General features: G+C 71.2%; 17 protein-coding genes. 8 read left to right on the top strand and 9 right to left on the bottom strand.

Annotated elements, in window-relative coordinates:
- The first annotated feature begins 130 nt into the window (after nt 1–130).
- Both B7P34_RS01340 and B7P34_RS01335 read left to right on the top strand, forming a co-directional pair.
- Complete coding sequence (locus tag B7P34_RS01340) at nt 131–475, top strand: hypothetical protein (protein WP_106673867.1); 345 nt, start codon at nt 131–133, stop codon at nt 473–475.
- Nucleotides 476–543: 68 nt separating this feature from the next.
- Nucleotides 544–1,041, top strand: a complete 498-nt coding sequence (locus B7P34_RS01335; protein WP_223267365.1) for a hypothetical protein — start codon at nt 544–546, stop codon at nt 1,039–1,041.
- A 112-nt stretch (nt 1,042–1,153) separates the two neighbouring features.
- Here the strand turns inward: B7P34_RS01335 and B7P34_RS01330 are convergent, their stop codons facing one another.
- The 3 genes from B7P34_RS01330 to B7P34_RS37100 all read right to left on the bottom strand — a co-directional run bounded on the left by B7P34_RS01330 (nt 1,154) and on the right by B7P34_RS37100 (nt 3,421).
- Nucleotides 1,154–1,798 carry a hypothetical protein gene (locus tag B7P34_RS01330; RefSeq protein WP_223267364.1) on the bottom strand — a complete coding sequence of 215 codons (645 nt, stop codon included), beginning with the start codon at nt 1,796–1,798 and terminating at the stop codon, nt 1,154–1,156.
- 284 nt (nt 1,799–2,082) lie between these two features.
- Nucleotides 2,083–3,018 carry a LysR family transcriptional regulator gene (locus B7P34_RS01325; protein WP_106673865.1) on the bottom strand — a complete coding sequence of 312 codons (936 nt, stop codon included), beginning with the start codon at nt 3,016–3,018 and terminating at the stop codon, nt 2,083–2,085.
- Nucleotides 3,019–3,115: 97 nt separating this feature from the next.
- Nucleotides 3,116–3,421, bottom strand: a complete 306-nt coding sequence (locus B7P34_RS37100) for a hypothetical protein (protein WP_189382325.1) — start codon at nt 3,419–3,421, stop codon at nt 3,116–3,118.
- Between the two features lie 419 nt (nt 3,422–3,840).
- On the opposite strand from B7P34_RS37100, the gene B7P34_RS01315 reads away from it, so the two are divergent.
- Nucleotides 3,841–4,743, top strand: coding sequence for an alpha/beta fold hydrolase (locus tag B7P34_RS01315; RefSeq protein ID WP_106673864.1), 903 nt, complete (start codon nt 3,841–3,843; stop codon nt 4,741–4,743).
- Nucleotides 4,744–4,774: 31 nt separating this feature from the next.
- Here the strand turns inward: B7P34_RS01315 and B7P34_RS01310 are convergent, their stop codons facing one another.
- From B7P34_RS01310 to B7P34_RS01300, 3 genes are all read right to left on the bottom strand, one after another.
- Nucleotides 4,775–5,053, bottom strand: coding sequence for an acylphosphatase (locus B7P34_RS01310; RefSeq protein WP_106673863.1), 279 nt, complete (start codon nt 5,051–5,053; stop codon nt 4,775–4,777).
- A gap of 92 nt (nt 5,054–5,145) precedes the next feature.
- Nucleotides 5,146–5,568, bottom strand: a complete 423-nt coding sequence (locus tag B7P34_RS01305; RefSeq protein ID WP_106673862.1) for a hypothetical protein — start codon at nt 5,566–5,568, stop codon at nt 5,146–5,148.
- Nucleotides 5,565–11,777 (bottom strand): FG-GAP-like repeat-containing protein, encoded by a 6,213-nt coding sequence (locus tag B7P34_RS01300; RefSeq protein WP_146166681.1) that lies wholly within the window; start codon nt 11,775–11,777, stop codon nt 5,565–5,567. The genes B7P34_RS01305 and B7P34_RS01300 overlap by 4 nt, the downstream gene beginning before the upstream one ends.
- A 415-nt stretch (nt 11,778–12,192) precedes the next feature.
- On the opposite strand from B7P34_RS01300, the gene B7P34_RS01295 reads away from it, so the two are divergent.
- Nucleotides 12,193–12,756 (top strand): SMI1/KNR4 family protein, encoded by a 564-nt coding sequence (locus B7P34_RS01295; protein WP_223267363.1) that lies wholly within the window; start codon nt 12,193–12,195, stop codon nt 12,754–12,756.
- 121 nt (nt 12,757–12,877) lie between these two features.
- Here the strand turns inward: B7P34_RS01295 and B7P34_RS01290 are convergent, their stop codons facing one another.
- Nucleotides 12,878–13,555, bottom strand: a complete 678-nt coding sequence (locus B7P34_RS01290) for a methyltransferase family protein (RefSeq protein WP_106673954.1) — start codon at nt 13,553–13,555, stop codon at nt 12,878–12,880.
- A 491-nt stretch (nt 13,556–14,046) separates the two neighbouring features.
- Here B7P34_RS01290 and B7P34_RS01285 point away from each other — a divergent pair, with 491 nt between their 5' ends.
- The 4 genes from B7P34_RS01285 (at nt 14,047) to B7P34_RS01270 (ending at nt 24,882) form a co-directional block, all read left to right on the top strand.
- Nucleotides 14,047–20,022: a type I polyketide synthase gene (locus B7P34_RS01285; RefSeq protein WP_106673859.1), complete on the top strand. Its 5,976-nt coding sequence runs from the start codon at nt 14,047–14,049 to the stop codon at nt 20,020–20,022.
- A gap of 11 nt (nt 20,023–20,033) precedes the next feature.
- Nucleotides 20,034–22,598, top strand: a complete 2,565-nt coding sequence (locus tag B7P34_RS01280) for a 3-hydroxyacyl-ACP dehydratase (RefSeq protein ID WP_146166680.1) — start codon at nt 20,034–20,036, stop codon at nt 22,596–22,598.
- An 82-nt stretch (nt 22,599–22,680) separates the two neighbouring features.
- Nucleotides 22,681–24,291, top strand: coding sequence for a PfaD family polyunsaturated fatty acid/polyketide biosynthesis protein (locus B7P34_RS01275; RefSeq protein WP_223267362.1), 1,611 nt, complete (start codon nt 22,681–22,683; stop codon nt 24,289–24,291).
- Between the two features lie 243 nt (nt 24,292–24,534).
- Nucleotides 24,535–24,882, top strand: a complete 348-nt coding sequence (locus B7P34_RS01270; RefSeq protein ID WP_106673856.1) for a VOC family protein — start codon at nt 24,535–24,537, stop codon at nt 24,880–24,882.
- 222 nt (nt 24,883–25,104) lie between these two features.
- On the opposite strand, the gene B7P34_RS01265 is transcribed toward B7P34_RS01270, so the two are convergent.
- Nucleotides 25,105–25,710, bottom strand: coding sequence for a TetR/AcrR family transcriptional regulator (locus B7P34_RS01265; RefSeq protein ID WP_106673855.1), 606 nt, complete (start codon nt 25,708–25,710; stop codon nt 25,105–25,107).
- 56 nt (nt 25,711–25,766) lie between these two features.
- Nucleotides 25,767–26,159 carry a RidA family protein gene (locus tag B7P34_RS01260; RefSeq protein WP_106673854.1) on the bottom strand — a complete coding sequence of 131 codons (393 nt, stop codon included), beginning with the start codon at nt 26,157–26,159 and terminating at the stop codon, nt 25,767–25,769.
- Between the last annotated feature and the right edge of the window lie 25 nt (nt 26,160–26,184).

Here is a 26,184-nt window from a genome sequence, read left to right as displayed (position 1 = left end):
GGTCCTGGGGCGGGTGTGTCTCCATGACGCGATTCCACGCCATGGGGCCGGCTCGCCGACAGGGGTGACGTGCTCATTCGGAGATGAGTAGGTGCACCCAGAGAGTGGGTGTGGCCGGTAGGCATCCCGCATGAGCGGAGATCAGCGGCGCACGCGCCGGCTGGCCCACCTGGCCGAACTGGCTGCCACTCCCCCGGGGCACGCGGCAGTGGCACTGGCAGTGGCAGCGGCAGTTCCCCTCGGTGACTTCGACACCGACCGTGCCACGGTGGCGTCGGCTCTGGGCACCGGCTTCACCGTCGCGGACCTCCCGTCAGACTCCCCGCCCACACGGCCGCACACGTCGGGGTCGGGGTCGGCGTCGGAGTGGATCGACCACGTGGTCGTACAAGGCGCCGGCCTCAGCAGCGCGGCGGTCGAGACCATGGACGGCCTCTCGGACCACAACCTCGTCCGCGCGACCGTCACCGTATGAGCCGACAGTGCCCAGACCGGTCGAGGAGCGAGCGGGGAGCGAGCGGGGACGTACGGCAGAATCCTGCTGTGACGTCCATAAGGGATCTGACCGGGCTGGAAGCCCGCATGGCCAGGCTGTCCACGCCGATGCGGGTGTACGTGGCGTCCGGTCAGTTCACCGAACCGGACCCCGACCTGCCGGAGCTGGCGGCCCGGATCCGCGCGCTGCTGGCCGAAGTCGCAGGGGACGAGGCCTGGCAGCGCTTTCTGACCGGGTACACCCCGCCACCCGTTCCACAGATCTGTGCCTCTCTGGAACCGGTGGAAACGCACGAGGCCGCCGCGTTCCTGGCCCGGGTCGCGGGCGTCGACCTGGTCTGGCCGAGCCACCAGCACCTGCCCGCCGAGACCGCCGAGCGCGCGGCGGAGCAGGTGGTGGCCCTGCTCGGACCGGAGGCCGTCTGGTGGACCAACCACGACACCGAATGCGGCGCTGTGAACGGGCTCACTCCACTGTTCGACAGCCTGCTTGCAGGAACCGACGGTGAGTGCTTCGCGCTGGCCCTGCAGATCGCCGACGACTGAGCAGACCGCACGGCCCACGCCCCACGGCTCTCTCCGCGAAGAAGCCGGCACGCATCTGGCGGTCACAGCGATGCCGCTCGCATCCCGAAGCCCAAAAGCACCTGGGGGCAGCCTAGATGCCCATCACGTACCACTGCCTGGGCGATGTGCCCCGCAGGTACAGGTGCCGGCCTCGTCCGACAGGGCGTGCGTACCCCTTGAGGGGCGCGCCGTTGGGGAGGGTGAGACAGGATTCCTCGATCAACAGGGCCTCGTGCTCTGTTATGCAGCAACGATGCAGGCGGTCTGATTGCCGGTTGCCTCCGAGCATGAGGATCTGGTCTTCGTGCACGGCCATGCCCGCGGGAGCGACCACAGGGGTCCTGCGGAGCCGAATCCGTCCATTGGTCCGGGCCTCAAGCAGCGGGAAGGTCGGGTAGTAGCAGGCCCACGCGACGCCGTCGTCAACGTTGAAGGCATAGACGGTATCGATGTACTCGATGCCCTCCGGAGGCGTGTACCCCCACTGCCGGTTGCCGCCGCTGCCCCAGCGCACCAGGCCTGCGGCGCTGATCGGGTCGGCGTAGACGCCTTCGTCGAAGTAGGCACTCCATACATGGTGCCGCCGGTCCGCCATCAGGTACTGGACCGCGCGCCCCATGGTGAAGCTGTGGCGGCGTCGGCCGTCAGAGCCGTAGATCTGCGCATTGTGATCTCCCGCGTCGCCGTAGCCTTGCAGGACGAACCGGCCATTGGGCAAGGCGTCCAACTGAGTCACCCGCAAGCTCACACCCCGCGCAGCGACTGTTCCCGGACTGTGCCGCCGCTGTTCATGACGAGGAGCGCGTCGTAGGGCCGGTTGCGTGGCCGGGGGTAGGGCCTGCCTTACGGACTTGGCTGGAGTTCCGCATCGGGGCAGATCAACCAGAGGGCCCGGCCCCAGGCGTCCACTGTGGTCGCCAGGACTCTCTGGTGGTCGTACTGCCGAGGCAACAGTGCGTGGGGACGCAGTGCCGCCTTCTTCAAGAAATCACCTCACGGGCGCCGAAGACGCGGCGTCGTTCAGCGCGGAATCACCCAGCCCGGCGCCCAGGTCCCGGCGGTGTCGCCGCCTGGCGAGGCGGCGGCGAGGTGGGTGCGGAGGGTGGTCAGGGCCGGGTGGGGGTTGTCGCGGTGCCAGAGGAGCGAGTGCGGGTAGACGGGCGTCGGGTCGGTCACCGGGATGCGGCGCAGGTCGTGGCCGACGGGCCACACGAGGCGCATCTGCTCGCTCATGAAGGTGGCCAGGGCGGGGGTGTCGGCAATGGTGTCGAGGAGCGCGTCGGAGCCAAAGTTCGGGCCGGTCGCCTCGATGGTGAGGCCGAACTCGGCGACGAGATCGTCGTAGTAGGCGGCCCACTCGGTGCCAGGGACGATGCCGGGCATCCAGATCCGGTGCCCGACCAGCTGAGCGACGGACACCGACTTTGCGCCCGCCAGCGCGTGGGCAGGGCCGGTGAGGAGCTGAAGCGGCTCGTCGAGAACCCGGACGGACTCGATGTCCTCGGGAAGGGGCCGGCCGGGCGCGGCGACGGCGCGGAAGGACGCGTCGATCGCACCGGAGCGGATGGCGGTGACGGCGGTCTCGACGTCGAACAGCATCACCACGTCCAGGTCGATCTCGGGGTGCGTGCGGTGGAACCCGCGCATCAGGCCCGAGGCCGCACCGCGTGAGTTGATCACATCGACGCGCAGCGGTCGGTGGCCCGTGCGCACGGACGCGACCGCGCGCTCGGCGACGCGCAGCAACTCGCGTGCGTGGGGCAGGAATGCCTGCCCGTCGATGGTGAGTTCGGCGCCGCGCGGCGTGCGGGTGAAGAGCCGCACACCGAGGTCGCGCTCCAGCGCGGCGATGCGTTTGGAGACGGCCTGCTGGGTGACCGACAGGTCGACGGCGGCCTTCTGGAACTGGCCGGCTTCCGCGATGGCGGCGAAGGTGCGCACTGCTTCGAGATCCACGCCGACCCACGTTAGTGAACAACCCATGGTTGTGCGTAGTGACCAGCCTGGAGGACACCCCGCCCGGCTCAACCACAGCCGAAGCCCAGGATCAGAGCTACGCCGGAGCGGGCCGGAGTTGACGCGTACAACCGGCCGTGGCGACGCTGCCGGCGTACTGCCTGCTCACGCAGGGGTTGTCGGTTCGGCACCGGGCTATGACCAACCGCGTCATCGCGTCCTGCAGGCCTGCGGCCAGGAGGAACGAAAGGAACGACAGCGGCACGCTGTCCGGGGTGTCGTTGAGGTCCCCGGCGACAACGACATGGGCCGAGCGCGCCAAGGCGGCCTGGTAGATCTCGGCGACGCGCTCTCCCCGGAGCCCGACGTCGATCCCACGCTCGTCGTTGCCGTCGATCAGCATGTTGAAGGGCTACGCCTCCGCATCGATCTGGCCGTGCAGCACTTGCGCCCCCGAAGGGCTGTCCCACTACCTCGGCCCTGATCTCGATGTTCCTGCCCTCACCCTTGAGCAGCCTTGCATGCCCCCGGGTCTCGTTAACCAAGATAGCGGGCCGCTCCCGGAGGAGCGGGGCGGTGACGGGCTGCAGGTCGGCCCGCAAAGCACCGCCGGATCCGCGTCCGCCTTGAGCATGTCTTCGCCCGGATGACGAACTGCACGATCCTCCGCACTACCGGCAACGGCGTGCCAGCCTTCACCACGCGGTAAGCACTTACAAATTAGTGGGTACTTGTGGCGCCCGAGTCGGCGAGCGAGTCTGGTGCAGGCCCGACAGAAAAGCGGGACGAATACGAAGCACGGCTCACAGGCAAGGAACTGATATGAAGCACGGGCACGTTGTCGCCAACGGTGTGGACATCTCCTATGTGGAGGAAGGCGACGGGCCGCTGGCACTCCTGCTGCACGGATTCCCGGAATCCGGGGAATCCACCTACCGGCACCTGATCCCGGCGCTGGCCGAGGCCGGATACCGTGCCGTCGCCCCGAACATCCGCGGATTCGCCCCGTCCGCCCTGCCGGCCGACGGCAGTATGCGGCTGGCCGACCTGGTGGCCGACGCGAACGGCCTGCACGAGCGACTGGGCGGCGATGGAAACGCCGTCATCATCGGCCACGACTGGGGCGCGGCGACGACCTGGGGCGCGGCTCACACCGAGCCGGAGCGCTGGTCGCGGGTGGTGGTCAGCGACGTACCGCCGCTCGCGTTCTTCGGGGAATACGCGAGCACGTACGAGGGCATCGAGCGGCTGAACCACTTCTGGTTCTTCCAGACGGCCATGGCCGACGAGGTACTCGCCGCGAACGACATGGCGTGGGTGCGCCAGGTCATGCAGGACAAGTGGACCGCGGCCGATTACGACGCCACGGAGGACTTCGAGGCGGTCAAGAAGGCCCTCGGGGAGCCGGCGCGGCTGCACGCCGCGATCAATCTCTACCGGATGAATTTCGCCCCGCAGGAAATGGGAACGCCGGAATGGACCGCTCGCCATGCCGAGCTCTGGGGCGAGGTGCCGGCCCAGCCGACGCTGTATCTGCACGGCACGGAGGACAAGAGCGTCGTCATGGACGCGGAAGATCTCGCGGCCGTCGGCGCATCGCTGTCACCCGGGTCCGAAGCCGCTTTCATCCAGGGCGCGGGTCACCTCGTACCCGCGGAGAAGCCCGTCGAGTACAACGAGCGCGTCCTGCGGTTCCTGGGCAAGGAGCTGTCGTCGACCTCGTGAGCGGCGAGCTGCACGCGGCGCCGGCCGGATTCTAGGGACCGGTCGGGCGGACTTCGAAGCCGGTCAGGCCTTCCGGGGTTTCTTCCTCGGCCTCGACTCCCCGCACCTCAGCACGGGGCGGCCCCAGGTGTGCCCAGTCGACCATGCGCTCCACCTCTTCGGTAGGGCCTTCGAAGACCGCTTCCACGGTGCCGTCCGGCATGTTCCGCACCCAGCCGGCCACCCCGTGGCGCCGCGCCTGCTCCCGGCAGGTGTCCCGGTAGAAGACCCCCTGGACGCGACCGGAGACGACGACGTGCTTACGGATCACAGGGGCCTCTCTTTCGGGGCAGGCGGCAGGGCGGGGACGGGACCTGCCTATCACGGACGGTCACGCGCGCGGGCCCCGCCCCGCCACCGTTACTACCGGTAAACCGCCTCCCTGCGCCCGGGATCACCGGCCACGTTGGCCACGAACAGGCCCATGTCGAAGTCCTCCGCCTCGGCGAAGGCCGTGGGGTCGTCCTCCGGGTCGGTCAGGGTGTCCGGGGCGGGGTAGGCGAGGGTGGTCGTGCCGACCGTCAGCAGGCAGCGGTCCGCGGAGCGTTCGTGCCGGATCTCCAGGTGGGCGTCGACAGCGACGTCCCGCTCCCCCAGCCGCAGGCGGAGGCCGCCGGCCGTGCGGTAGAGCACGACCGGAACCCCGCCGAGCTCGCCGTAGTGACCGGCGGGCGCCTGTCCCGGGGGCGGGGAGCCGGCCCGCGTGCGCGGGCCGAGCTCGCCGCTCGCCGGGTCGAATGCGGCCGCTTCGTCGAAGCGGTCGAAGGACCGCACCATGATGCTCATTCCTGTTTCTTCCCCAGTCCGAGGTCCTGCCCGCCGGTGCGGGTCGCGCTCTCGATGATCTGTTCCCACGTCTTGCCCTTGGCGCGGAGCCAGTCGATCGTCGGCCCCAGCTTGTCACCGTACTTCTGCAGGTTGCGCTGGTAGATCTCGCTCCGCAGCGGCTCGGGGGTGAGGTCCTTGTACTTCACGCCCAGGTCGCGGCGGGCCTGGTGCAGGGTGCGCGCGATGGTCTCGGGGCTCGCGCCTGCCGCTCGCATCGACGCGGCCTGCTGGGAGAGGGCCTCGACCTCGTTGATGTAGGCCTGGCGCAGCGGCGGCGGCCCGTCGCCGCCCTTGCCCGGCTTGGACGGTACGCCTTCGGAGCCGAGGACGCTGCTCTCCTCCTCGACGACCTTGCGCTGCCAGCCGCGCAGTCCGCCGAGGCCGACGAGGACGACCTGTGCGGCGAGTTCGTCGGCGGCCTTGCGGTAGACCTCGGAGAGTTCCTCGCAGCCCTGCTTGGAGAAGTGGTAGGAGGCGCGGTAGAGGCTGTAGGCGGGGCGTACGGGGACGTATTTGTCGAAGAATCCGCCTGCGCCGCCGTTCTTGCCGGTGAAGGCGTTGTAGAGGTCGCCGACGAACTCGAAGGGCATCTTCAGGCCCTTGAGGAAGCCGTCGCCGAAGACCTTCACGCCCTCGCCGAAGGAGTCGATGTGGTCGTTGTTCGGGTCGTCGGCCCTGAGGCCGGTGGGGTCGGTGAAGCGGGTGGGGGTGTTGTTGGCGTAGGCGTACGTCGAGACGTACGGCTCGTGGTCGGTCGCGGGTGCCGGGTCCTTGGCGGTGAAGCGGCCGGTGGCCGGGTCGTAGTCGCGTGCCCTGAGGTAGAGGCCGGCCGCCGGAGTGGCGGGCTCGGCGTAGCCGCCGGCGAAGGTGAAGGGGTTGGCGGGCGGGTTCTGGGCGATGTCGGTGCGCTCGGTCTCGCCGAACGCCCCGTAGGTGTAGCTGCTCTGGGCGGCGCCCGCCGCGTCGGTGGTGTCGGTGACCGATCCGAGCTGGTCGTGGTGGTGGAAGAGGGTGCCGCCGGGGCCGGTCTGCGCCTGGATCTGGGAGAGGGGGTTGTACTGGTACTCGGCGCTCTGTGTGCCGCCGGCGTCGTACTCGGTGCCGGCGGTGGCGAGTGGGCCGTTGACGTCCCAGGTCGTGGTGCGCAGGCGCTTGCCGGCTTTGCCGGCCGTGACCCTGTTGCCATCGGCGTCGTAGCCGAAGGTGTACGTGTCGGATCCGGAGGTGGCGGAGACGAGACGCCCGGTCGCGTCGTAGCGGAGGGTGTCGTCTCCGGCGCCGGTGCGGTTGCCGTCGGCGTCGTAGGTGAAGCCGCGGGTGGTGGATCCGGAGGCTGCCGAGGTGAGCTGGTCGGCGTCGTCGTAGGTGTAGGAGGTGGTGGTGCCGTTGCGGCTCTGGGTCTTGCGGTTGCCGACGGGGTCGTAGGTGTAGGTGGTGGTGGCCGCGTCGGTGGCGGGGCAGGCGTCGGCCCGGGTGGTGGAGGTGCAGTCGGTGAGGAGGCGGCCGGCCGGGTCGTAGGTGTAGTAGCGGTAGTTGTCGGGCTGTCCGGCGTGGGTGGTGGCGACCCTGGTGGGCCGGCCTGCCGGGTCGAGGGTCAGCTGCCGCCCGGACAGGACGGCGTTGCCCTTGGCGCTGACCACGGAGGTGAGGCGGCCGGCGTTGTCGTAGGCGCGTTTTTCGGTGTGGCCGTTGCCTGCGGGCAGGGTGGTGGTGCTGAGGTTCCCGGCGGGGTCGTAGTCGTAGGTGATGGTGCCGGCGGCGCCGGTCTGGGAGGTCCGGCGGCCGTCGGCGTCGTAGCCGTAGCCGACCTTTGATCCGGAGGCCGCAGTGGTGGCGTCCGCCGCGTCGGTGAAGCGGCCCTTGCCGTCGCCCTTCCAGGTGCGCAGCCGGGTCCCGGAGGCGGCGACGATGCCGAGGCGGTCGGAGGCGCTGGTGCGGGCGAGGGCCGGGATGCCGTACGGGGTCCAGTCGTCGGACTGGAGGACGTACGTGCCGAAGCCGCCGGTGCCGTTGCCCGGGTAGAAGCGGAGTTTGTGGGCGGCGGTGTCGACGGCGAGGAAGTCCTGCTTGCCGTCGCCGTTGAACTCGCCCGGCACGAGGTGCATGGCGCCCCAGCCCGCCCCGAGGTCGGTGCGGTCGCCGAAACCGCCCTTGCCGTTGCCCGGGTAGAGGTAGAGGTGGCCGTCGCCGGGGTTGACGGCGAGGATGTCGGGCTTGCCGTCGCCGGTGTACTCCAGGAGGGCGATGCGGTAGCTGCCCCAGCCGTTGCCGAGGTCGGTGCGGTCGCCGAAGCCGCCCTTGCCGTCGCCGGGGTAGAAGTAGAGCCGGTTGGCGCTGCTGCTGATGGCCAGGAGGTCCGCCTTGCCGTCCTGGTTGAAGTCTCCGGCGGTGAGCGTCATGGGGCCCCAGCCCGCGCCGAGGTCGGCGGGCGCGGCGAAGCCGCCCTTGCCGTCGCCGGTGTAGCGCCACAGGTGGCCGGTCGCCTTGTCGATGGTCAGCAGGTCCGGCTTGCCGTCGCCGGTGAACTCGACGGTCAGGACCTGCTGGAAGCCGGTGCCGGTCCCGGTGAGTGTGCTGCCGGCGGTGAAGGTGCCGTCGGCGCGGCCGAGGAAGGTGCGCACGCCGCTCTTGGCGTCGGTGGCGATGACGTCGGTGGTGCCGTCGCCGTTGAGGTCACCGGTGGCGGTGAGGGCCGAACCGCTCCAGTCGAGGGGCTCGGGGGCGGTGTAGTCGACGGTGCGCGAGGTCAGGTGCCCGGCGTCGTCGTAGGTGTAGCCGTAGGCGCCCTTGCCCGACCCCGGGGTGACGGCGGTCAGCCGGCCGGCCGGGTCGTAGGCGTAGGTGCGGGTGCCGGTGGCGTCGGTGACAGACTTGCGGCGGCCGAGGGCGTCGTAGGCGAGGGTGCTGCCGGGGGTATCGTCGGTGAAGGCCGTCGCGGTGGGCAGGCCGCGGGGGTCGAAGGCGACGGTGGCGGTGGTGCCGCGGGCGTTGGTGATCCGGTTGGTGTTGCCGTCGGCGTCGTAGCCGAAGGTCTTCTTGCGGCCGAGCGGATCGGTGACCTCGGTGCGGCGGCCCGCGTCGTCGTAGGCGTAGCCGGTGGTGTGTCCCTTGGGGTCGGTGCGGGTGGCGAGGTCGCCGGCCGTGTTGTACGTGTAGGCGGTGACGGCGCCGTCGGGTCCGGTGACCTTGGCGACGCGTCCGAGTTCGTCGTACGCGGTGGTGGTGGCCTTGCCGAGCGGGTCGGTGGCCGAGACGACGTGGCCGAGCGCGTCGTAGGCGGTGACGGTGGTCCCGCCGAGCGGGTCGCGCACCTTGGTGAGGTTGCCGGCGTCGTCGTAGGTGTAGGTGGTGGTGAAGTCGGCCGGGTTCGCGCCCTGGGCGTTGCCGCGGGGGTCGGTCCGGGTGGCGGTGCGCCCGTCGTCGTCGTACGTCCAGGTGGTCTTCCGGCCCAGCGGGGAGGTGTCGCTGGTGCGGTGGCCGTCGGCGTCGTAGCCGTAGCTGGTCTTCTTGCCGAGCGGGTCCGTGACGGACTCCGTCAGGCCGGTGTCGGTGTACGTGTAGCGGGTGACCTTGCCGAGCGCGTCCGTGACCGTGGCGATGTTGTCGGTCGCGTCGTAGGTGGTCTTGGTGACGTGCTTGAGCGGGTCGGTGACCGAGACGGGCCGGCCGAGGGAGTCGTAGCCGGTGGTGGTGACGGCTCCGGTGGGGTCGGTGACCGTGGTGCGGTTGCCGTTGGCGTCATAGCCGTAGCTGGTGGTGTACGCGGCGGCGTCGGCGCCCTGGGCGTTGCCTCGGGGTGAGACCTCGGCGATCAGGCGGTTGGCCTTGTCGTAGGCGTAGGTCGTCTTGTTGCCGAGGGCGTCGGTGACGGTCGTCAGATTGCCGTTGGCGTCGTACGCGCGGGTGGCGGCCTTGCCTGCGGGGTTGACGGTCTTGGTGAGACGGTTCTCGCCGTCGTACTCGTAGGTGGCGGTGCGGCCGGTCGCGTCCTTGACCGAGGTGAGCCGGCCCACGCCGTCGTAGCCGTAGACGGTGGTGTGTCCCAGCGGGTCCTTGGCGGTGCGCAGCAGGCCGCGGCCGTCGTAGGTGTAGGTCGTGGTGAAGTCGGCCGGGTTCGCGCCCTGGGCGTTGCCGCGGGGGTCGGTCTTCTCGGTGATCCGGCCGGCGGCGTCGTAGCGGAAGGTGGTCTTCTCGCCGAGGGGCGTCGTCACTGCGGTGCGGTTGCCGGCCGCATCGTGGTCGTAGGTGACGGTCTTGCCGCGCGGGGTGCGCACGCTCGCGAGGGATCCGAGCGGGGCGTAGGTGTAGGTGACCGTCCCGCCGGCCGGGTCCGTGCTGGTCGCGAGCTGGTTGTCGGAGGTGTAGGTGTACGTCGACGTCTTGCCGCGGCCGTCGGTGTGGCTGGTGACGTTGCCGGCGCCGTCGTAGGTCCAGCTCTCGGTGTAGCCCGCGGACGCCGGGGCCTTGCGGGTGAGCATCCGCCCGGCGCCGTCGTATGTCATCTCGGTGGTGTTGCCGAGCCGGTCGGTGATGGACACCGGGTGCAGTTGCCGGTCGTAGCTGTAGGAGACGGTCTTGCCGTACGGGTCGGTGCTCTCCATCAGCACGTTGCCGGAGTAGACGTCCGTCCAGACTCCGCCGTTGGGGTCGGTGACATGGGACTCGCGCTTGTTGTCCCAGGTGAGGGTGGTGGTCTTGCCGCTGCTGTCGGTCTGGGACTTCACCCGGCCGGCGGCGTCGTAGGCGTTGGTCACCTTGCCGCCCTCGGCGTCGGTGAACGTGGCCAGGCGCTTGGCGCCGTCGTACGTGTAGGTGGTGGTCTTGCCGAGCTGATCGGTGGCGGAGGTGAGCAGGCCGCCGGTGTAGCCGTAGGCGACGGTGGTGTTGCCGGGCAGCGCCGCCTTCGTCAGCAGGCCGGAGTCGTCGACGGTGAACTCGACGGTGCGGCCGGCCGTGTCCTTCACGGTCGAGGGGCGGCCGGACGCGTAGCCGATGGTCAGGCCGTGGCCGCTCGCGTCGGTGACGGCCGTCAGCTGACCGGAGGCGTTGTAGGTGCGCCGGGTGTGGTCGATCGAGGTGAGGACGTACGAGGAACCCGACTTGGCGAGCTTCAGCACCGATCCCGCGGGGGTGGTGTAGGCGCCGTTCGAGAGGGTGAAGACGACCTGGGCGCCGTCGTCCGTCTGGAGCGTGGCGCTGCCGGAGGCGAGGGTGAGCTTGCTGTCGAAGGGGGTGGACCAGCCGCGGCCGAGCAGCCCGGTGGCCGTCGAGTCGGAGCGGTAGTAGCGGTCGAGCGAGAAGGGTTTGCCGGCGCCCGCGAGGGTGGCGTCAGTGATCTTCTCGTAGTACATGCCGGTGGCGGTGTTGATGGGGTCGGCGCGGTGCTCCTGGGCATAGCACGTGCACAGACCCGCCTGGGCACCGGGGATGTCAGGGGTGTAGAAGGCCTCGACGAAGGGCGAGGTGGTGCCGCCGGGGCTGGAGGAGCCGTCGGTGGCGGTGAGGAAGATCCAGGCGTAGTACTTCTTGCCGTCCTTCAGGTGGCCGTTCAGCAGGCTGGAGGTCCACCAGAAGCACTGGTCGGCGGGGTAGGAGTTCTTGGGCCACCAGCCGTAGCACCAGGCGCCGCTCTCGAGGTAGCGGCCCCGGGGGTCGGCGTCGGCCTTCTTGATCTCCTGCTGGAGGACCGGCTTCTTCTCCTCGTCCATGACGTAGAGCCACATGCTGGAGAGCTTGGCGGCGTCGATGCCGGAGAACTTGACCTGCCCGCCGATGGACAGCATGCCGGGGTAGGCCGTGGCATAGGCGGACACCCAGTCGGGGTTGGGCGCCGTGCCCGCGGGCGCCTTGAGGCCCGGCGCGCCCCGGGTCCCCTTGCCGGAGGCTGCCGGGCCCTTCTGCAGGGCTCCGGCGGCGGGCGGGCCTTCGGGTGTCGCCTGCCGAGCGGGCGGCCGGGGCTGGACGAACTCGCGCATCGGGCCGGTGCTGCCGCGACGGGCGTCGAGCTGCTTGCGCCGCTCCGGCAGGGTCATCGGCCGGGGAGGCTTGGGCAGGTCCTTCTCAGTACGGGTCAGCAGGGGGTCCGGTACGAGGGGTGGTGCGGTCCCGCCGCCCGGCGCAGGTGGCAGGACCGTCCGGGCCCAGGCCGTCTCGGTGATGCCGGCCACGGCGAGGAGAGCGAACGCCAGGAGACAGGACAGTAGTCGGACGGCTCTTCGCTGCGCGGATCCCGCGGGTCTCACGGATCGCGTGGATCGCGCGGATCGCGTGGATCGCGGAAGTCGGGCGGATCGCGCCGGCCGCTTGGATCGTGCAGGTCGCGTAGATCGCAACACTCGTCACACACCCCCCATAGGAAACACACAGATACTCCCCACTTGCTCGAATCCTCACGAGAGGAGCCGAATAAATGTCCGATAGTCGCTGGCGTGTTACTGCCGGGGCGGGGGCGAAACGCAGGTGGGCGCCATCAGCGGCGTGCTCCGGGGGCTGCGTGGCCGGATTTTCGCCATAGACCGGCCCGAGGCCCTGCCTGCCCACTCGCCCATGGGACCCGGCTGGTTCTCCGGTAGCGTCCGTTCCGTGATCACCCTCGACGCGCTCGTCCGTCTCTGCCCACCGCCCGCCGATCCGCCACCCGCAGTGGACTGGGCCCGAGCCGAGCGCGCCCTCGGTACGGTGCTGCCCGCCGACTACAAGCAGCTAGTCGAGACGTACGGCGACGGCATCTTCGACGAGACGATCTGGCTGCTCGTCCCCGGCTCCGCCTACGAGGACTGCGACCTGCACACGCAGACGACGGAACGGGACGAGATCCTGAGCGGCCTGTGGGAGTTCGAGGACAAGCCCGCCCATCTCCAGGAGGAAGGGGCGAAGCTCTTGCCGTGGGCATTCGAGGAAGGCACGGGGGCGTTCCTGTACTGGCTGGCGCGGCCCGGTCAGCATCCCGACGAGTGGACCGTGCTCTACAACGAGGGGCGCGGCCCCCTGTGGGAGCACCACGACATGGGGTGCCTGGCCTTCCTCTCGGCGGTGCTCACGGGAGCGGCGAAGACGGACTACTTCGGACACCTCTACGAAGTGCTGAAGCCGACGGAGCACCACTTCGCAACGGCCGACCAGACCCTGGGGACGGCCGGGCGGTAACGCCGTCACTCGGCCGGATCCCGGCGGGTCAGCAACGTGGCGACACCATAGCGGCGGGCCTACGAGGCGGGGGGGTATTGCCCTGCTGCCCGTCACCCGTTCCCATCGGCGAGAAGTCGTCTCAGCGCAGGCGTCCGAGGCGGGGCAGGAAGCGACCGGTTCGTGCGGCGTATTCCTGGTAGGCGGTGCCATGGATGCGGGTGAGGTAGGGCTCTTCGATGCAGCGAACCTGGAGTTCGTTGCCGATGAGCATGGCGGTGGCACCGGCCAGGGCGAGGAGGTTGGGGAGGGTCAGGGCGAGGGCTGCGGTCATCGTGGTGAGTGCGGCGTAGACGGGGTTGCGCACCAGGCCGAACGGGCCCCCGGTGACCAGGGCGGGGTTCTCGCCGGGGTCGATCGTCAGACGGAAGGAGGGCCCCATGGCGTGCTGGCAGACGAAGATCACAACGATGTTCGCACCGGCCAGTGCAGCTCCGGCGATCTGCAAGGCGGGCTCGTCCAGCGCCGGCACCGGGTGCAGGGCGGCGAGCTCGGCCAGCGAGTGGAAGCCGACGAGCCCGGGTACCGGGTTGAGGCCTGAGAGTTCAGCTGCCAGGCGGGGGCCGACGAGCTCGGCGAGGGGGGCGGCGACGCCTGTGACCAGGACGGCTCCGCCGCGGATCACGCTTATGCACCAGTGGAACGCACCGGCGGGCCAGCGCAGTGGGTTCTCACCGAAGTGGTGCCGGTGGACGACCGCGCGGGCAACGAGGTCGGTCAGGAGGAGCGCTGCGGTCAACGCCAGCGTCACGACGGGCATCGCGTCACTCCTCTTCACGTCTTCACGGGCCGGCAGGGTCGGGTCGAGGGCTGCGTCCTCGAAGGCAGCCTCCGCCGTCAAGCAGAGGAACCCGGCTCATGCGCCGCTGCGGTGGCGAAGGACAGGCATCAGCCGATGGCTGAACCACCGCTGGTGATAAGGCTTTTCCAGCCCGGCCGCGTCTAGCGGACCAGGCTGGACATTCACTCATCCGATACCTGTAGCGATCATGCGTGCGAGAGCGTCGCCGACCCCCTCCGTCGGCACTGAATGTGCACCAAGGGGCGTCGGGTCGTGGCCGACGAGGCCGCCGGCACTCGCGCACTCCCAGCACCTTTCCTGCCGCAGGCTTTCGAAGGTGCGGTCCGGAATCGTACGGGTGGGCCCGACTTTCACCCATGAGGGTGATTGCAGCGTCTTCGCGTCGACGGCTGGGCAGCATGTACGACAGTCGCACGGAACGGGCTGCCGGGGCAGAGGGGGACCGCACCATGCCGCAGGAATTCGACCGTCGTCTGTCCCGGGACCCAGTGGCCATCGTAGGGCTGGCCGGGATGTTCCCCAAGGCCCGCGACGTCCGCGCGTTCTGGGACAACATCGTGGCGGGCCGCGACTGCACCGAGGAGGTTCCCCCCGCCTGGTGGGACCCGGAGGACTTCTACGACCCCGACCCCTTCGCCCCCGACAAGACCTATGGCCGGCGCGGCGGCTTCCTCACCCCGGTGCGGTTCGACCCGATGGCGTTCGGCATGCCGCCGAAGACGCTGGACTCCACCGGGCTCGTCCAGTTGCTGAGCCTGATGGTGGCGCGCGAGGTGCTCAGCGACGGCGCCTGCGGTCGCGACAACTGGTACGACCCGGGTCGTACGGGCGTGGTGCTGGGCGTGTGCGGCACCAACACCACCCTCATGCCGCTCGCGGCCCGGCTGCTCGCGCCCCTCCTGGTCAAGGCGATCCGCTCCCGCGGCGTGTCCGAGGAGGAAGCGCAGCAGGCAGCGCGCGACTACCTGCACGAACTCCCGGCGTGGACGGAGGACTCCTTCCCGGGGATCCTGGGGAACGTCGTGTCCGGGCGGATCGCCAACCGTCTGGACTTGCGGGCGGCCAATCACACCGTGGACGCCGCGTGCGCCAGTTCGCTGGCGGCGGTGCGGGCCGCGGTCGACGAACTGGTCTGCCGCCGCGCCGACCTGATGATCACCGGCGGATGCGACGCGGACAACTCCATCGTGTCGTTCATGTGCTTCAGCAAGACGCCGGCACTGTCCTTCAGCGGCCGGGTGCGGCCCTTCGACGCCGAGGCCGACGGCACGCTGATCGGCGAGGGCATCGGGATGCTGGCGCTCAAGAGGCTGGCCGACGCCGAGCGCGACGGGGACCGCGTCTACGCGGTGCTGCGCGGGCTGGGAAGTTCGAGCGACGGCGTGGCCAAGAGCATCTACGCGCCCAGCAAGGACGGCCAGTCGGTGGCGCTGCGGCGTGCGTACGAGGACGCCGGCTGCCCGCCGGACTCGGTGGAGCTGGTGGAGGCGCACGGCACGGGCACCCCCACCGGCGACGAGGTGGAGGTCACGACGCTCAACGAGCTCATGAGCGTGCCCGGGGACAGCCGGCACGTGGCCGTGGGCAGCATCAAGTCGCAGGTGGGCCACACGAAGGCGGCGGCCGGCGCGGCTGGGATGATCAAAGCGGCACTGGCCCTGCACCACAAGGTGCTGCCGCCCACTGTCAATGTGGAGTCACCTGCGCCGGTGGTCACCGCGGACGGTGCCGTCTACGTCAACACCACCGCCCGGCCGTGGGTGCGCGACCCGGGCCGCCCGGTGCGGCGCGCGGGCGTGTCCGCCTTCGGGTTCGGCGGGGTGAACTACCACGCCGTGCTGGAGGAACACCACGGCGGCGGGCGGCAGGAGAGTGCGCTGCACTCGGTGCCGCGGGCCTGCCTGTGGCACGCCCCGGAGCCCGGCCGGCTGCTCTCCCTCCTCGAAGGCGGTGCGGATCCGGCCGAGGACGGCCGCGTCCCCCCGGACCACGCCCGCCTTGGGTTCGTCGCAGCGGACGACGAGCACCGGGCGCGCCTGCTGGCAGCCGCGGTCGAGAGGCTTCGCACCAGTGGCGCGGACGAGGAGTCGTGGCGGCTCGCCGAGGGCGTGCACTACCGCCGTAAGGCGCTGACGGCCGGTACAAAGGTGGCTGCGCTGTTCACGGGACAGGGCAACCAGTACCTGGACATGGGGCTGCGGGCGCTGCTGGCGGTTCCGCCTCTGCGGGATGCCTTCGACGAGGCCAACGCCCTCTTCCCGCCCGGGGAGACACTGGCCCGGACGGTGTTCCCGCCCCCGGGCGACGAGGACACCTCCCGCGCGGCCCGCGAGCGGCTGAACCGCACCTCTTACGCCCAGCCGGCGATCGGGGCCCTGGCGGCCGGGCAGTACCGGTTCCTGCGGGAGCTGGGGTTCGCCCCGGACGGTGTGCTGGGGCACAGCTTCGGTGAGCTGACGGCGCTGTGGGCGGCCGGAGTGCTGGGCGACGACGCGTTCCGGTCGCTGGCACGGGCCCGGGGACGGGCGATGGAGGAACGGCCGGAGGCGGGGTCGGACCCGGGGGCGATGGCCGTCGTCCGGGCGGAGGACGGGGCGGTTGCCGGTCTTCTCGCCGCACACCCCGAGGTGGCGGTGTGCAACCGCAACGCGCCCGACGAGCAGGTCGTGGGCGGACCAACCGAGGCCGTCGAGCGCTTCATGTCCCGTTGTGCGGAACGGGGCGTCCCGGCGAAGCGGCTCCCGGTGGCCGCCGCGTTCCACACCCCGCTCGTCGGGCACGCGGTCCGCCCGTTCGCCGAGGCCTGCGCACGGATGGACTTCGCCGCACCCGCCGTTCCCGTGTACGCCGGTGCGGCGGGTGCGCGATACGGGCAGGGTCCGGAGGCCGACCGGCGCACGCTGGCCGAACAGCTGCTGCAGCCGGTGGACTTCGTGGAGCGGCTGCGGCAGTTGCGGGCCGACGGCTTCGGGGTCTTCGTCGAGTTCGGGCCCGGCAGCACACTGACCCGCCTGGTGGAGCGCACGCTCGGTGCCGACGCGGTGGTGGCGGTCCCGTGCGACAGGGGCGAGAAGGGACCCGACAGCGCCGCCGTGCTGAAGGAGGCGGCCCTGCGCCTGGCCGTGCTGGGGAGGCCGGTGGCCGGCATCAACCGGTACGACGCCCCGGCGCCCGCCGAGCAACCGCCCCCGTCGGCGGTGTCCAGGGTGCTGGAGGGGCCGAACTTCGCGCTCAAGGCCCGCCAGGAGCGGCTCCGGCAGCAGGAGGGCCAACCCGTCACCAGGCCGTTCGTCCATGCCGCCGGCGGTGTGCCGGCTTCCTCAGCAGCGGCCGACCCGCTGGCCCGGGCCGCGGCCGACCACCTCGCCGCCCACGTCCGCTATCTCGACGGTCAGCTGGCGACCCAGCGGGAGCTGGTGGAGCTGCTGCGCTCCCGTACGGGCAACGGACACGGCCCCGATGCGGCCCTGGCCACGACGGTGGGCGCGATCACCGAGCACAGCCTGGCCGTGGGTGAGGCCCACGCCCGTGCGGGCGAGGTGGTCGCCGAGCTGCTGGGCGGAACAGGCACGACACCAGCGGCCTCGGTGGCACCCCCCGTACTGCGGACGGCGAACGGCCGGGCGGACGGCGTGGAGGCCCCGGAGCGGACGCTCGCCGTCGAGGGGAAGCCCGGCACCGACCGGACGCCGGACTCCGGCGGCAGGCCCGGCACCGGCGGTGGGCCCGGCACCGGCCCGGAGGAGGACGACCGGTCGGCCCTGGCCGCGCTGATGGCCGACGACAGGACGCTCAGCACCCCCCTCCAGGACATCACGGACGTCGACCCCGAGGAGGCGGAGCGGGTCGTCCGCCAAATCGTCGCGGACAAGACGGGCTATGACGTCAGCATGCTGGAGCCGGACATGCACATCCAGGAGGATCTGGGCATCGACTCCCTCAAACAGGTGGAGATCGGTGCGGAGGTGTGGCGCCGGTATCCAGTGATCAAGCGCGAGGAGCTCTTCCGCTTCAGCGAGGCCCGTACGGTCGGCGATCTGAGCACGATGCTCAAGGAGTTGTTCACCTCTCCGCGGTCCGGCCTGCGGCACTCCGGCGGCGTGCCCCTGGGCCAGGCGTACGTATCGTTGCGGACCCTGCCGCCCGTGGACGTCCTCACCGGCGTCCACCACGAGCAGCCGTGCGCCCTGATGCTCGACGACGGCGGCGAGTTGTGCGCCGGCCTCGGGCGAGCGCTGGCCGGCCGCGGGTGGAGCGTGCGGCGTCTGACGGCGCCCGGCGTGCCCGCCGGCGATCGGGGCACCCACCTGCTGGACGGCTGGTCGGAGGGTGAGCTGCGCGACCGCCTCGCCGAGGCTCTCAGCGAGGCCGGCCGCATCGACCTGTGCCTGCTGCCGCTGAGCCGCTCACGCACCACGAACGTCGACGAGGCGGTCAACAGGCTGACGCACGGGCTGCTGTTCGCCAAGCGCGCGAGGGCGGTGCTGCTGGAGGCCGCACGGGAGGGCCGTCGAGCGGCGTTCATCACGGTGACACAGCTCGACGGGTGTCTGGGGTACGCGGGCTCCGGCGGCGAGCCCGTGGCTGCTCTCGCCGGCGGTCTGGCGGGCATGGTCAAGTCCGCCGCACTGGAGGCGGCCCCGGTCTTCTGCCGTGCGCTCGACTTCGCCCCGGACATGGCGCCCGACGCGGTGGGCGAGGCACTGCTGGAGGAGATCGCGGACGTCGCCACCGACGTGCTGGAGGTGGGCAGGGACGGGCAGCACCGGCGCACCCCGGCCCTGTCGGTGCGTCCGCAGCGGCTTCTGCCGCACGGCCCCGGCGACCCGGCCGGTCTCACCGAGGATGACACCCTGCTGGTCACGGGCGGAGCCGGCGGCATCACGGCGTGGTGCCTGGAAGCCCTGGCGGAGGACCATCGGTGCGGCTACGTCATCATGGGCCGCAGGCCCGAAGAGGACGACGGCGTCCGGCCGGCGCTGGAGGCACTGCGCTCGCGCGGCGTCCGGGCCGACTATGTCAGCGCCGACGTTCAGGACGCCACCGCCGTGCGGGCGGCGCTGGCACCCCACGCGGACCGCATCACGGGCGTGCTGCACGCGGCCGGCGTGCTGGGTGACCGGCCACTGGCCGAGATGACAGCCGAGTCCACGGCACCGGTGATCGGGACGAAACTCTCCGGCCTGCAGCATCTGCTCGACGCACTCGGTCCCGAACGGCTCCGGCACCTGGTGGTGTTCGCCTCGGTGGCGGGCCTGTGGGGCAACGTACGGCAGGCCGACTACGCCCTCGCCAACGAGGGCATGATCCGCCACGTCTGCGCGATGCAGACGGCGTACCCGGCCCTCCGGGCGACTCCCATTGTCTGGGGGCCGTGGGAGGGCGGCATGGCCGAGGCCGTCCACCGCCTGTACAGCCAGGCCGGCGTCCCCGTGCTCTCCCGCGAGGCGGGCACGGCATACTTCCGCGGCCTGATGGGCCCCGGGCACCCGGGCGGCGAGGTCACCGTGGTGGGGCCGACGGCCCCCTGGCTGCGCCGGTCCGACGCCCTCCCGGCCGAGGGGCTGACCGCCGTGCGCTCGCTCACGGGCCTGGAGGACGAGCCGATGCTGGGCGACCACCGTCTGGCGGGCCATCCGCTGGTGCCGATGACCGGGCTGCTCGGAGCGGTCCTGCACACCGTGGAGCGTGCACAGGGCGGCGGTCTGACGGCCGTTCGGTGCCGGGACGTCCGCATCGTCCGGGGCCTGTACCTCGACGGCCACCACCCGCGGGCCGTGTGCTTCCACCTGGCACCGGACGAGCAGGCCGGCGCTGTCCGGGCGCGGATGGCCAACGCGGACGGAAAGGACGGCCGGACGAGCTTCGAGGGTGTCGTGGTGTGTGCCGAGGAGCCCGGGGAAGCGCCGCGCCTCGACCTCCCCCCGTACGAGCCCACCGGCACCCCGCACCCCTGCTACACCGAGCGGACCATCTTCCACGGACCGTCCCTGGCCGGGTTGCGGGACGTACTCGAAGAGAGCGCGGAGCGGCTCGTGCTGTCCGCCCGGCTCCGCGACCCGGCGTTCGCCTGCGGGGCGTACGCCGGACAGCTGTTCAGCCCTGCGCTCTCCGACCTGCTGCTGCAGGGAGCCGCGCTGATCACCCACCGGATCAAGGGCAGCGGCGGCATCCCCGTGAGCGCCGAGCACGTCGAGCTCTATGCACCCCTGCCCGACGACGAGCCGTTCGTGGTCATCGCCGAGGCCGTCAAGACGTCCGTGCTGGACACGCACTGCACCGTCACCGCGTGCGAGCCCGGCGGCCGGGTCCTGCAGAAGTGGACCAAGCTGCGGATGCTCGACGTGAACGAGGCCCAGGCCGGCCGCCTGGTCGCCACCTACCGTTCCTCCCAGGCGGCGGCCGGCCGTACGGGCACCGGGTGAAGGCGGGCGCCATGGACGAACTCGGCTTCGAAGGCACCCCTGTGGGCTATGCTCCCCAGCCCCTCGCTACGCGGCCCGTCGCTTCCCGCCCCGTCGCTGCTCAGGCCATCAGCCCTGATGCAGACCCGCACGCCGGAGTGCCGTCGCCGACAACGACGGCACCGCCCGCACGGCCCGTACCGGCCGTGCGGGACCTCCACGACGTCACGGACATGGACGCCCTGGCCGTACGGATGGCACAACAGGTGCAACGGGCGCACGCGGCCGTCGTGGAGGCGCACCGCGCGATCAGCGCCTGGCAGCTGCGGCACCTGGGTTCCCCCGCACCGCACGGCGCACCACCGCAGACACCACCCGAGGCCGCATCTCCTCCGGCCGTCCTCGCGCCGGCAGTGCCCCGGCAGGCACCGCAGCGCCCCGCACCGCCGCCAAAGGCAAAGGTCCCGGGCGCCGCGGATTACGGCCGCGCTCTGAACACCCTGAAGGCCGAGTGGTCGGCAAAGATGACGGGCAACGCCCGGAGCGCAGAACCCGAGCCTGCTGCCCGCACCGCCGCCTCCACCCCGCCCACCACCGACTGGGCCCGGCTCGGGGGACCGGCCGTCGTCGTGCGCGCGGCGGAGCGGCGGCTGCGCGAGACCGGGGCCCTGACGTCCGGGCACGTGGAGGTCGCATGGCACGAGCTGCCGCCCTCCGGGCCGGTGCCCCTGAGCCCCTCGTGCCACCCCGGCGGGACCGGCGCCCCGGCACGCTGCGAGGTCCGCGACGGCAACGGCCGCACGCTCCTGACCGTGTCCGCCGGTACGGCGGGCAGCAACGTGGAGGACAGGCTCGGCGTTCCCCGCTACCCCCGGGAGTTCAAGCCGCCGGCCCGTACGTCCGTCGACCGGTTGACAGCCGGCGACCTCGATGCCCTTGCACGCGGTGACGTGGCGGCGGTTCTCGGCAGTGCCTTCGGCCAGCAGCACGTGGCGCCCGGGCTCCGGCCCGAACCGTGGCCCGAGCGCCTCCTGGAGGAGGTGGGCTCGATCTCGCCACGCGGCGGACACTGGAGGCAGGGCCTCCTGACCGCCACCACCCTGCCAGCCGGCGACGGCGACGACTGGCCCTTCACACTGGAGGCCGTCAGCGAGGTGCTGCGCGTGTACCTCTTCCACCAGGGTGTCCACCTGTGCCTGCCGGGAGCACACGCCGTTCCCGTGCCGGGCGGCACGGCCCGCGTAGAACTGCTCGGCCCGCTGGACGGGCCGCTGGGGCTGCGAGTGGAGATCAGCGAGGCGGGCTGGATCCCCCGCCCCTTCGTCACCGCCGACGCGGAGGTCACCTCGGCGGAGGGGGAGACAGTGGCCCGGTTGCGGGACGTGGGCGTGGCGCTGTACGGCAGGCCGGAGTGCGAGCCGCTGCTCCATGTCGGCGACGCAGGCATCCGGCTGACCTCCGCCGGCAGCCCGGCGTACTCCACGGAAATGCACATGGCGCACGCGTCCGAGGGGGACGTGGCGCAGTTGGTCGCCGCGAGCGGGCAGCTCGGCACGGAACTGTGCCCGGTACGCCCCCGCCTGCCCAGGGGCGACTTCCTGATGATCGACCGTGGAGTGGAGGTCAGACAGGGAACGGCAGCGGACATGACGGGTGCGTATGGCGTCACCGAATACGACATGCCGCCCGACCCGTGGTACTGCAGGGAGAACGGAACGCGGTCGGTTCCGGCTCTGGCCCTGATGGAGATCTCGCTGCAGCCGGCGGGTCTGCTGAGCGCCCTGACCCTCGGCGTGGCGCTCCAGCACCCCGACGTGCCGTACGTGTGCCGCAACCTCAACGGCAAGGGGACGCTGCTGCGCGACGCCGACCCCCGCGGCACGACCGTCACCCAGCGTCTCACCGTCCTGTCGGTCACCGACCTGCCGGGCGCCACGCTGCACCGCTACCGCTTCGAACTGAGCACGGGCGGCCTGCCGTTCTACAAGGGCGAGGCGCTGCACGGCTACTTCACACAGGAGGTGCTGGACCTTCAGCAAGGCATGGACAACGGCCGTTGTGTCCCGCCGTGGCTGGACCGGCAGGGGGCGCCGCCGGCCGGTCTGCGCCGCGTGGACGCGCGGGGCGACGCACGGCTGGGCACCGGACGGCTGGCGCTGCTGGAAGACTTGGTGCTGGTGCCCGGCGGTGGTGACCACGGAGCGGGGTACGTGCTGTGCACCAAGCCGGTGCGCGCGGACGACTGGTACTTCCACCACCATTTCTTCCGTGACCCCGTGATGCCCGGCTCGGCCGGCGTGCAGATGCTGTTCCAGCAGGTACAGGCGTTCGCCGTGCACACCGGGCTCACCGGCGGCCTGCCGGACCCGGAGCTCGGGCTCGTCACCGGCGAGCAGCTGAGCTGGAACTACGGCGCGCAGATCCTGCCCGAGCACCAGCAGGTGCGCGGCGAGGTACACATCCGGAAGGTGACCCGGAAGCGGGACCGGCTGCTGATCCGCGCCGACGGCAGCGTGTGGCGCGACGACCTGCGGATCTACCACGTGCGGAACATCGTCCTCGGAAACCGGCCGGCAGGCCGGAAGGGCGGCGCGTGACGGAAGGGCAGTGCATGACAGGTGGGCAGTGATGACGGAGGCGGTGTCCGACGGAGGCGGTGTCTGATGGAAAGGAAGGGCAGTGTCTGACGGACCGTACGACCGCATGACCGCAGTGCCCGCCAGGACAGCAACGCCCGCTGCGACCGCCGTGCACAGTGACCCCGAAGGCGTGTACCGGGTGCTGTCGTTGCTGGAGACCCCCTGCCACCTGGTGCGCAGCGGGGGCCGGGCGGGCATGTGCCATGTGCCGCCGCAGGGAGCCGAGGTGCTGGCCACTGCGGGGGCGATGCCGCCCGAGCGGCTCGGATCCTCGGACTTCCTGCGTCGGCACGGCGTGCGCCTGCCGTACATGGCGGGGGCCATGGCCGGCGGCATCGCCGGTACGCGCCTGGTGGCTGCCCTGTCCCGGGCCGGCCTCCTCGCGGCGTTCGGTGCGGCGGGGCTGCCGGAGGCGCGGATCGACGCGGCGCTGGGCGAGCTGGCGCGGCAGCTCGGCGACCGGCCGTACGCGTGCAACCTCATCCACAGCCCGGCGGCGCCCCACCTGGAACGGATCGTGGTGGACCTGTGCTTGCGGCACAGGGTGCGGTGCGTGGAGGCGTCGGCGTTCGTCCGGCTCACGCCGGAGCTGGTGCGCTACCGCCTCACCGGGCTGCGGCGCGATCGGGCGGGCGGCGTCCGGGCAGAGCACGTGGTCATCGGGAAGGTCTCCCGGGAGGAGACGGCGGAGATGTTCCTGCGGCCGGCGCCGGAGGCGCTGGTCCGGATGCTGCGAGACCAGGGCCGGGTGACCGCCGAGCAGGCCGGGCTGGCCCGTGCAGTGCCGATGGCCGACGCCGTCACGGTCGAAGCCGACTCGGGGGGCCACACGGACCGCAGGCCGCTGACCGTGCTGTTGCCCGCGCTGGCACGGGTGCGCTCGCGGGTCGCACGGCAGTGCGGCGACGGCATGCCGCCGGTACACATGGGGGCTGCGGGCGGCATCGGCACACCGCACGCCGTGGCGGCGGCCTTCGCGCTCGGTGCCGACTACGTGGTCACCGGTTCGGTGAACCAGGCCGCAGTGGAGGCGGACACGTCGGAGGCGGTCAAGCGGCTGCTGGCGCAGGCGGGGATCGCCGACTACGTCATGGCGCCGGCCGCCGACATGTTCGAACAGGGCGTCCAGGTCCAGGTGCTGGGGCGCGGCACGATGTTCCCCGCCCGCGCCGGCCTCCTGTACCGCCTCTACCACGAGCACGGCGGCCTCGACGAACTGCCGGACACCGAACGGCAGCGTCTGGAGAAGCGTGTGCTGCGCCGGTCGCTGGACCGGACATGGCAGGACACGGCCGCCTACCTCAAGGAGCACCACCCCGACTGGCTGGCCCGGGCCGAGCGCGACCCGAAGCACCGTATGGCCATGGTGTTCCGCTGGTACCTCGGCATGACGTCCCGGTGGGCCGTCACAGGAGCGCCGGACCGCGCGGGAGACTGGCAGGTCTGGTGCGGCCCGGCGATGGGGGCGTTCAACGCCTGGACCTCCGGTACGGCCCTGGCAGCGCCCGCCCGCCGCGAGGCCGCGGTGATGGCGGAACACTTGATGCGCGGCGCCGCCTACCAGACCCGGACCGGCCACCTGCGAGCCACCGGCGTTCGCATCCCGACGGCCGGCGCCGAATACCGTCTGCCCGTGGAACCGGCCGGGTGATCGCAGCCGGAGGCTGTCCGGATGAGGGAGAGCGAAGTGGCGAAACTCCGGGCAACTCGACCGGGCCGGGCCCCACAGGCCACAATCCCGGACGTCGTGCCCTCACTGGTCGTCAACGCGGCTACGGATGCACCGGTGGCCGGAGCGCCAGGGAACGACGTATCGAAAGTGCGTGCGCCGGCGGACGTGCCGTAGTACTCCTGGAGAGACACAAGGCAGATCCGTTCTCGTTTGGAGTCATCGATGGCCGTTCGCCGTGTCGTGCCCAACATCCGGTCTGAGGCCGCGCAGGAGAGCCGGGAGTTTTACGGCCTGCTGGGCTTCGAGGAGGTCATGAACCACGGCTGGATCATGACGCTCGCTTCCCCGTCCAGCCCGGCAGCACAGATCAGTGTCATGACCAGCGACAAGACCGCGCCTGTCGCCCCCGACATGAGCATCGAGGTGGACGACGTGGATGCGGCTTACGCGGTCATGCGGGAGTGCGGTGCGGAGATCATTCACCCCTTGCAGGACGAGGAGTGGGGCGTGCGGCGGTTCTTCGTTCGCGACCCCGGCGGACGGGTGGTCAACGTGCTGGGCCACCGCTGACAGCCCCTCCCACTCCCCTGCCGAAAGTCTTGGTCACAGCCACGTTGATGGCCGCGACCAAGAGTTCTTGTCGGCCCGTACGCGGTCAAGACGAGGGACACGGACCTTGTTCAGGACCGGCCTCCCCCACGACGCCCCGGTCCGTGTCCACCGCTGCGTCCGGCCGCGTGGAGGTCCTCGCCTTCTGAGGCACTCGAGCCGGGCCCCGCACTGAGGAGGGACTCAGCGCGCCCGCAGTGAGTCCAAAGTGGCGAGCGCGGTCGCGAACAGCAGATCCCGCTCTTCGTGGACGCGCCCCAGGACCCGCAGCCCGTAGTACGAGCTCAGAACCTGACGAGCGAGAGTGCGCGCATCGATGCCGGTACGGAACTCCCCGGCGGCCTGCCCCTCGACAACGATCGTGTGGATCGCGTCCTCGACGCGGTCGAAGGTGCGCCGCACGACCTTCCGTACGTCCGGATCGAGCGCCGCGGCTTCGATCGCCGCGCTGATCGCGAAGCAGCCACGCGGCCCGTCCGCGCCGCCATCCTCGCCCGGGGGCACATCGGCGTCGATGGCGTGCACCATCAGCGCGCGCAGTCGCTCCTGGCCGGTCCCGGGCCCGGCCAGGAGCTCGACCTGCTCGGTGGTGGCGGTCTCGTAGTAGCGCTCCAGGGCGCGCAGATACAGCTGCCGCTTGCCGCCGAAGGAGTTGTAGAGGCTGGACGGCCCGAGCCCGGTGCTCTCGCAGAGGTCGCGGGTGGAGGTCCCCTCGTAGCCCTGGCGCCAGAAGGTTTCCATGGCCGCGCTGATGACGCGGTCCTCGTCGAACTGCCGTGGCCTGGCCATAGGCCCACTCTAGAGGTTTTGTAACAGCAGTACAAAACACTCTGACGGGCGTCGGCTCAGCGCACGGCGCCCACGGCCTCGATCTCGACCAGCCATTCCGGATCGGCGAGCGCGGCGACCTGGACGAACGATTCGGCGGGGAAGGGCGCACTGTACGACTCGTCGCGCACTGCCCCGTACAGCTCTTGGTACGCGATGTCCGTGACGAAGACGGTGACCTTCACCAGCCGCTCCAGGCCGGATCCGCCGCGCTCCAGGACGGCGCCGACGTGCGCCATGGCCTGCCGGGCCTGTGCGGCGAAGTCGCCGGGCGCGACCGTGGCGCCGTGGTCGTCAACGGGGGCCTGGCCGGAGGTGAAGACCAGGTCACCGACGCGCACACCGAGCGAGATGCGGGTCGGGGCGTACCAGTCGGGGGAAGCGGTGACGCGGGTGGGGGAAGAGGTCATGGCGTTGTCTCTTTCTTGAGGTTCT

The organism is Streptosporangium nondiastaticum, assembly GCF_003011965.1.
GTDB lineage: Bacteria > Actinomycetota > Actinomycetes > Streptomycetales > Streptomycetaceae > Streptomyces > Streptomyces nondiastaticus.
This window is presented reverse-complemented; position numbering and strand designations above follow the sequence as displayed.

Bases quoted from the DNA above. Each gene is read 5' to 3' on its own strand.
- B7P34_RS01315 (WP_106673864.1), top strand. From the start codon at position 3,841: ATGAAGCACGGGCACGTTGTCGCCAACGGTGTGGACATCTCCTATGTG.
- B7P34_RS01285 (WP_106673859.1), top strand. From the start codon at position 14,047: ATGCCGCAGGAATTCGACCGTCGTCTGTCCCGGGACCCAGTGGCCATC.
- B7P34_RS01305 (WP_106673862.1), bottom strand. From the start codon at position 5,568: ATGAGCATCATGGTGCGGTCCTTCGACCGCTTCGACGAAGCGGCCGCA.
- B7P34_RS01340 (WP_106673867.1), top strand. From the start codon at position 131: ATGAGCGGAGATCAGCGGCGCACGCGCCGGCTGGCCCACCTGGCCGAA.
- B7P34_RS01280 (WP_146166680.1), top strand. From the start codon at position 20,034: ATGGACGAACTCGGCTTCGAAGGCACCCCTGTGGGCTATGCTCCCCAG.
- B7P34_RS01260 (WP_106673854.1), bottom strand. From the start codon at position 26,159: ATGACCTCTTCCCCCACCCGCGTCACCGCTTCCCCCGACTGGTACGCC.
- B7P34_RS01290 (WP_106673954.1), bottom strand. From the start codon at position 13,555: ATGCCCGTCGTGACGCTGGCGTTGACCGCAGCGCTCCTCCTGACCGAC.
- B7P34_RS01265 (WP_106673855.1), bottom strand. From the start codon at position 25,710: ATGGCCAGGCCACGGCAGTTCGACGAGGACCGCGTCATCAGCGCGGCC.
- B7P34_RS37100 (WP_189382325.1), bottom strand. From the start codon at position 3,421: ATGCTGATCGACGGCAACGACGAGCGTGGGATCGACGTCGGGCTCCGG.
- B7P34_RS01270 (WP_106673856.1), top strand. From the start codon at position 24,535: ATGGCCGTTCGCCGTGTCGTGCCCAACATCCGGTCTGAGGCCGCGCAG.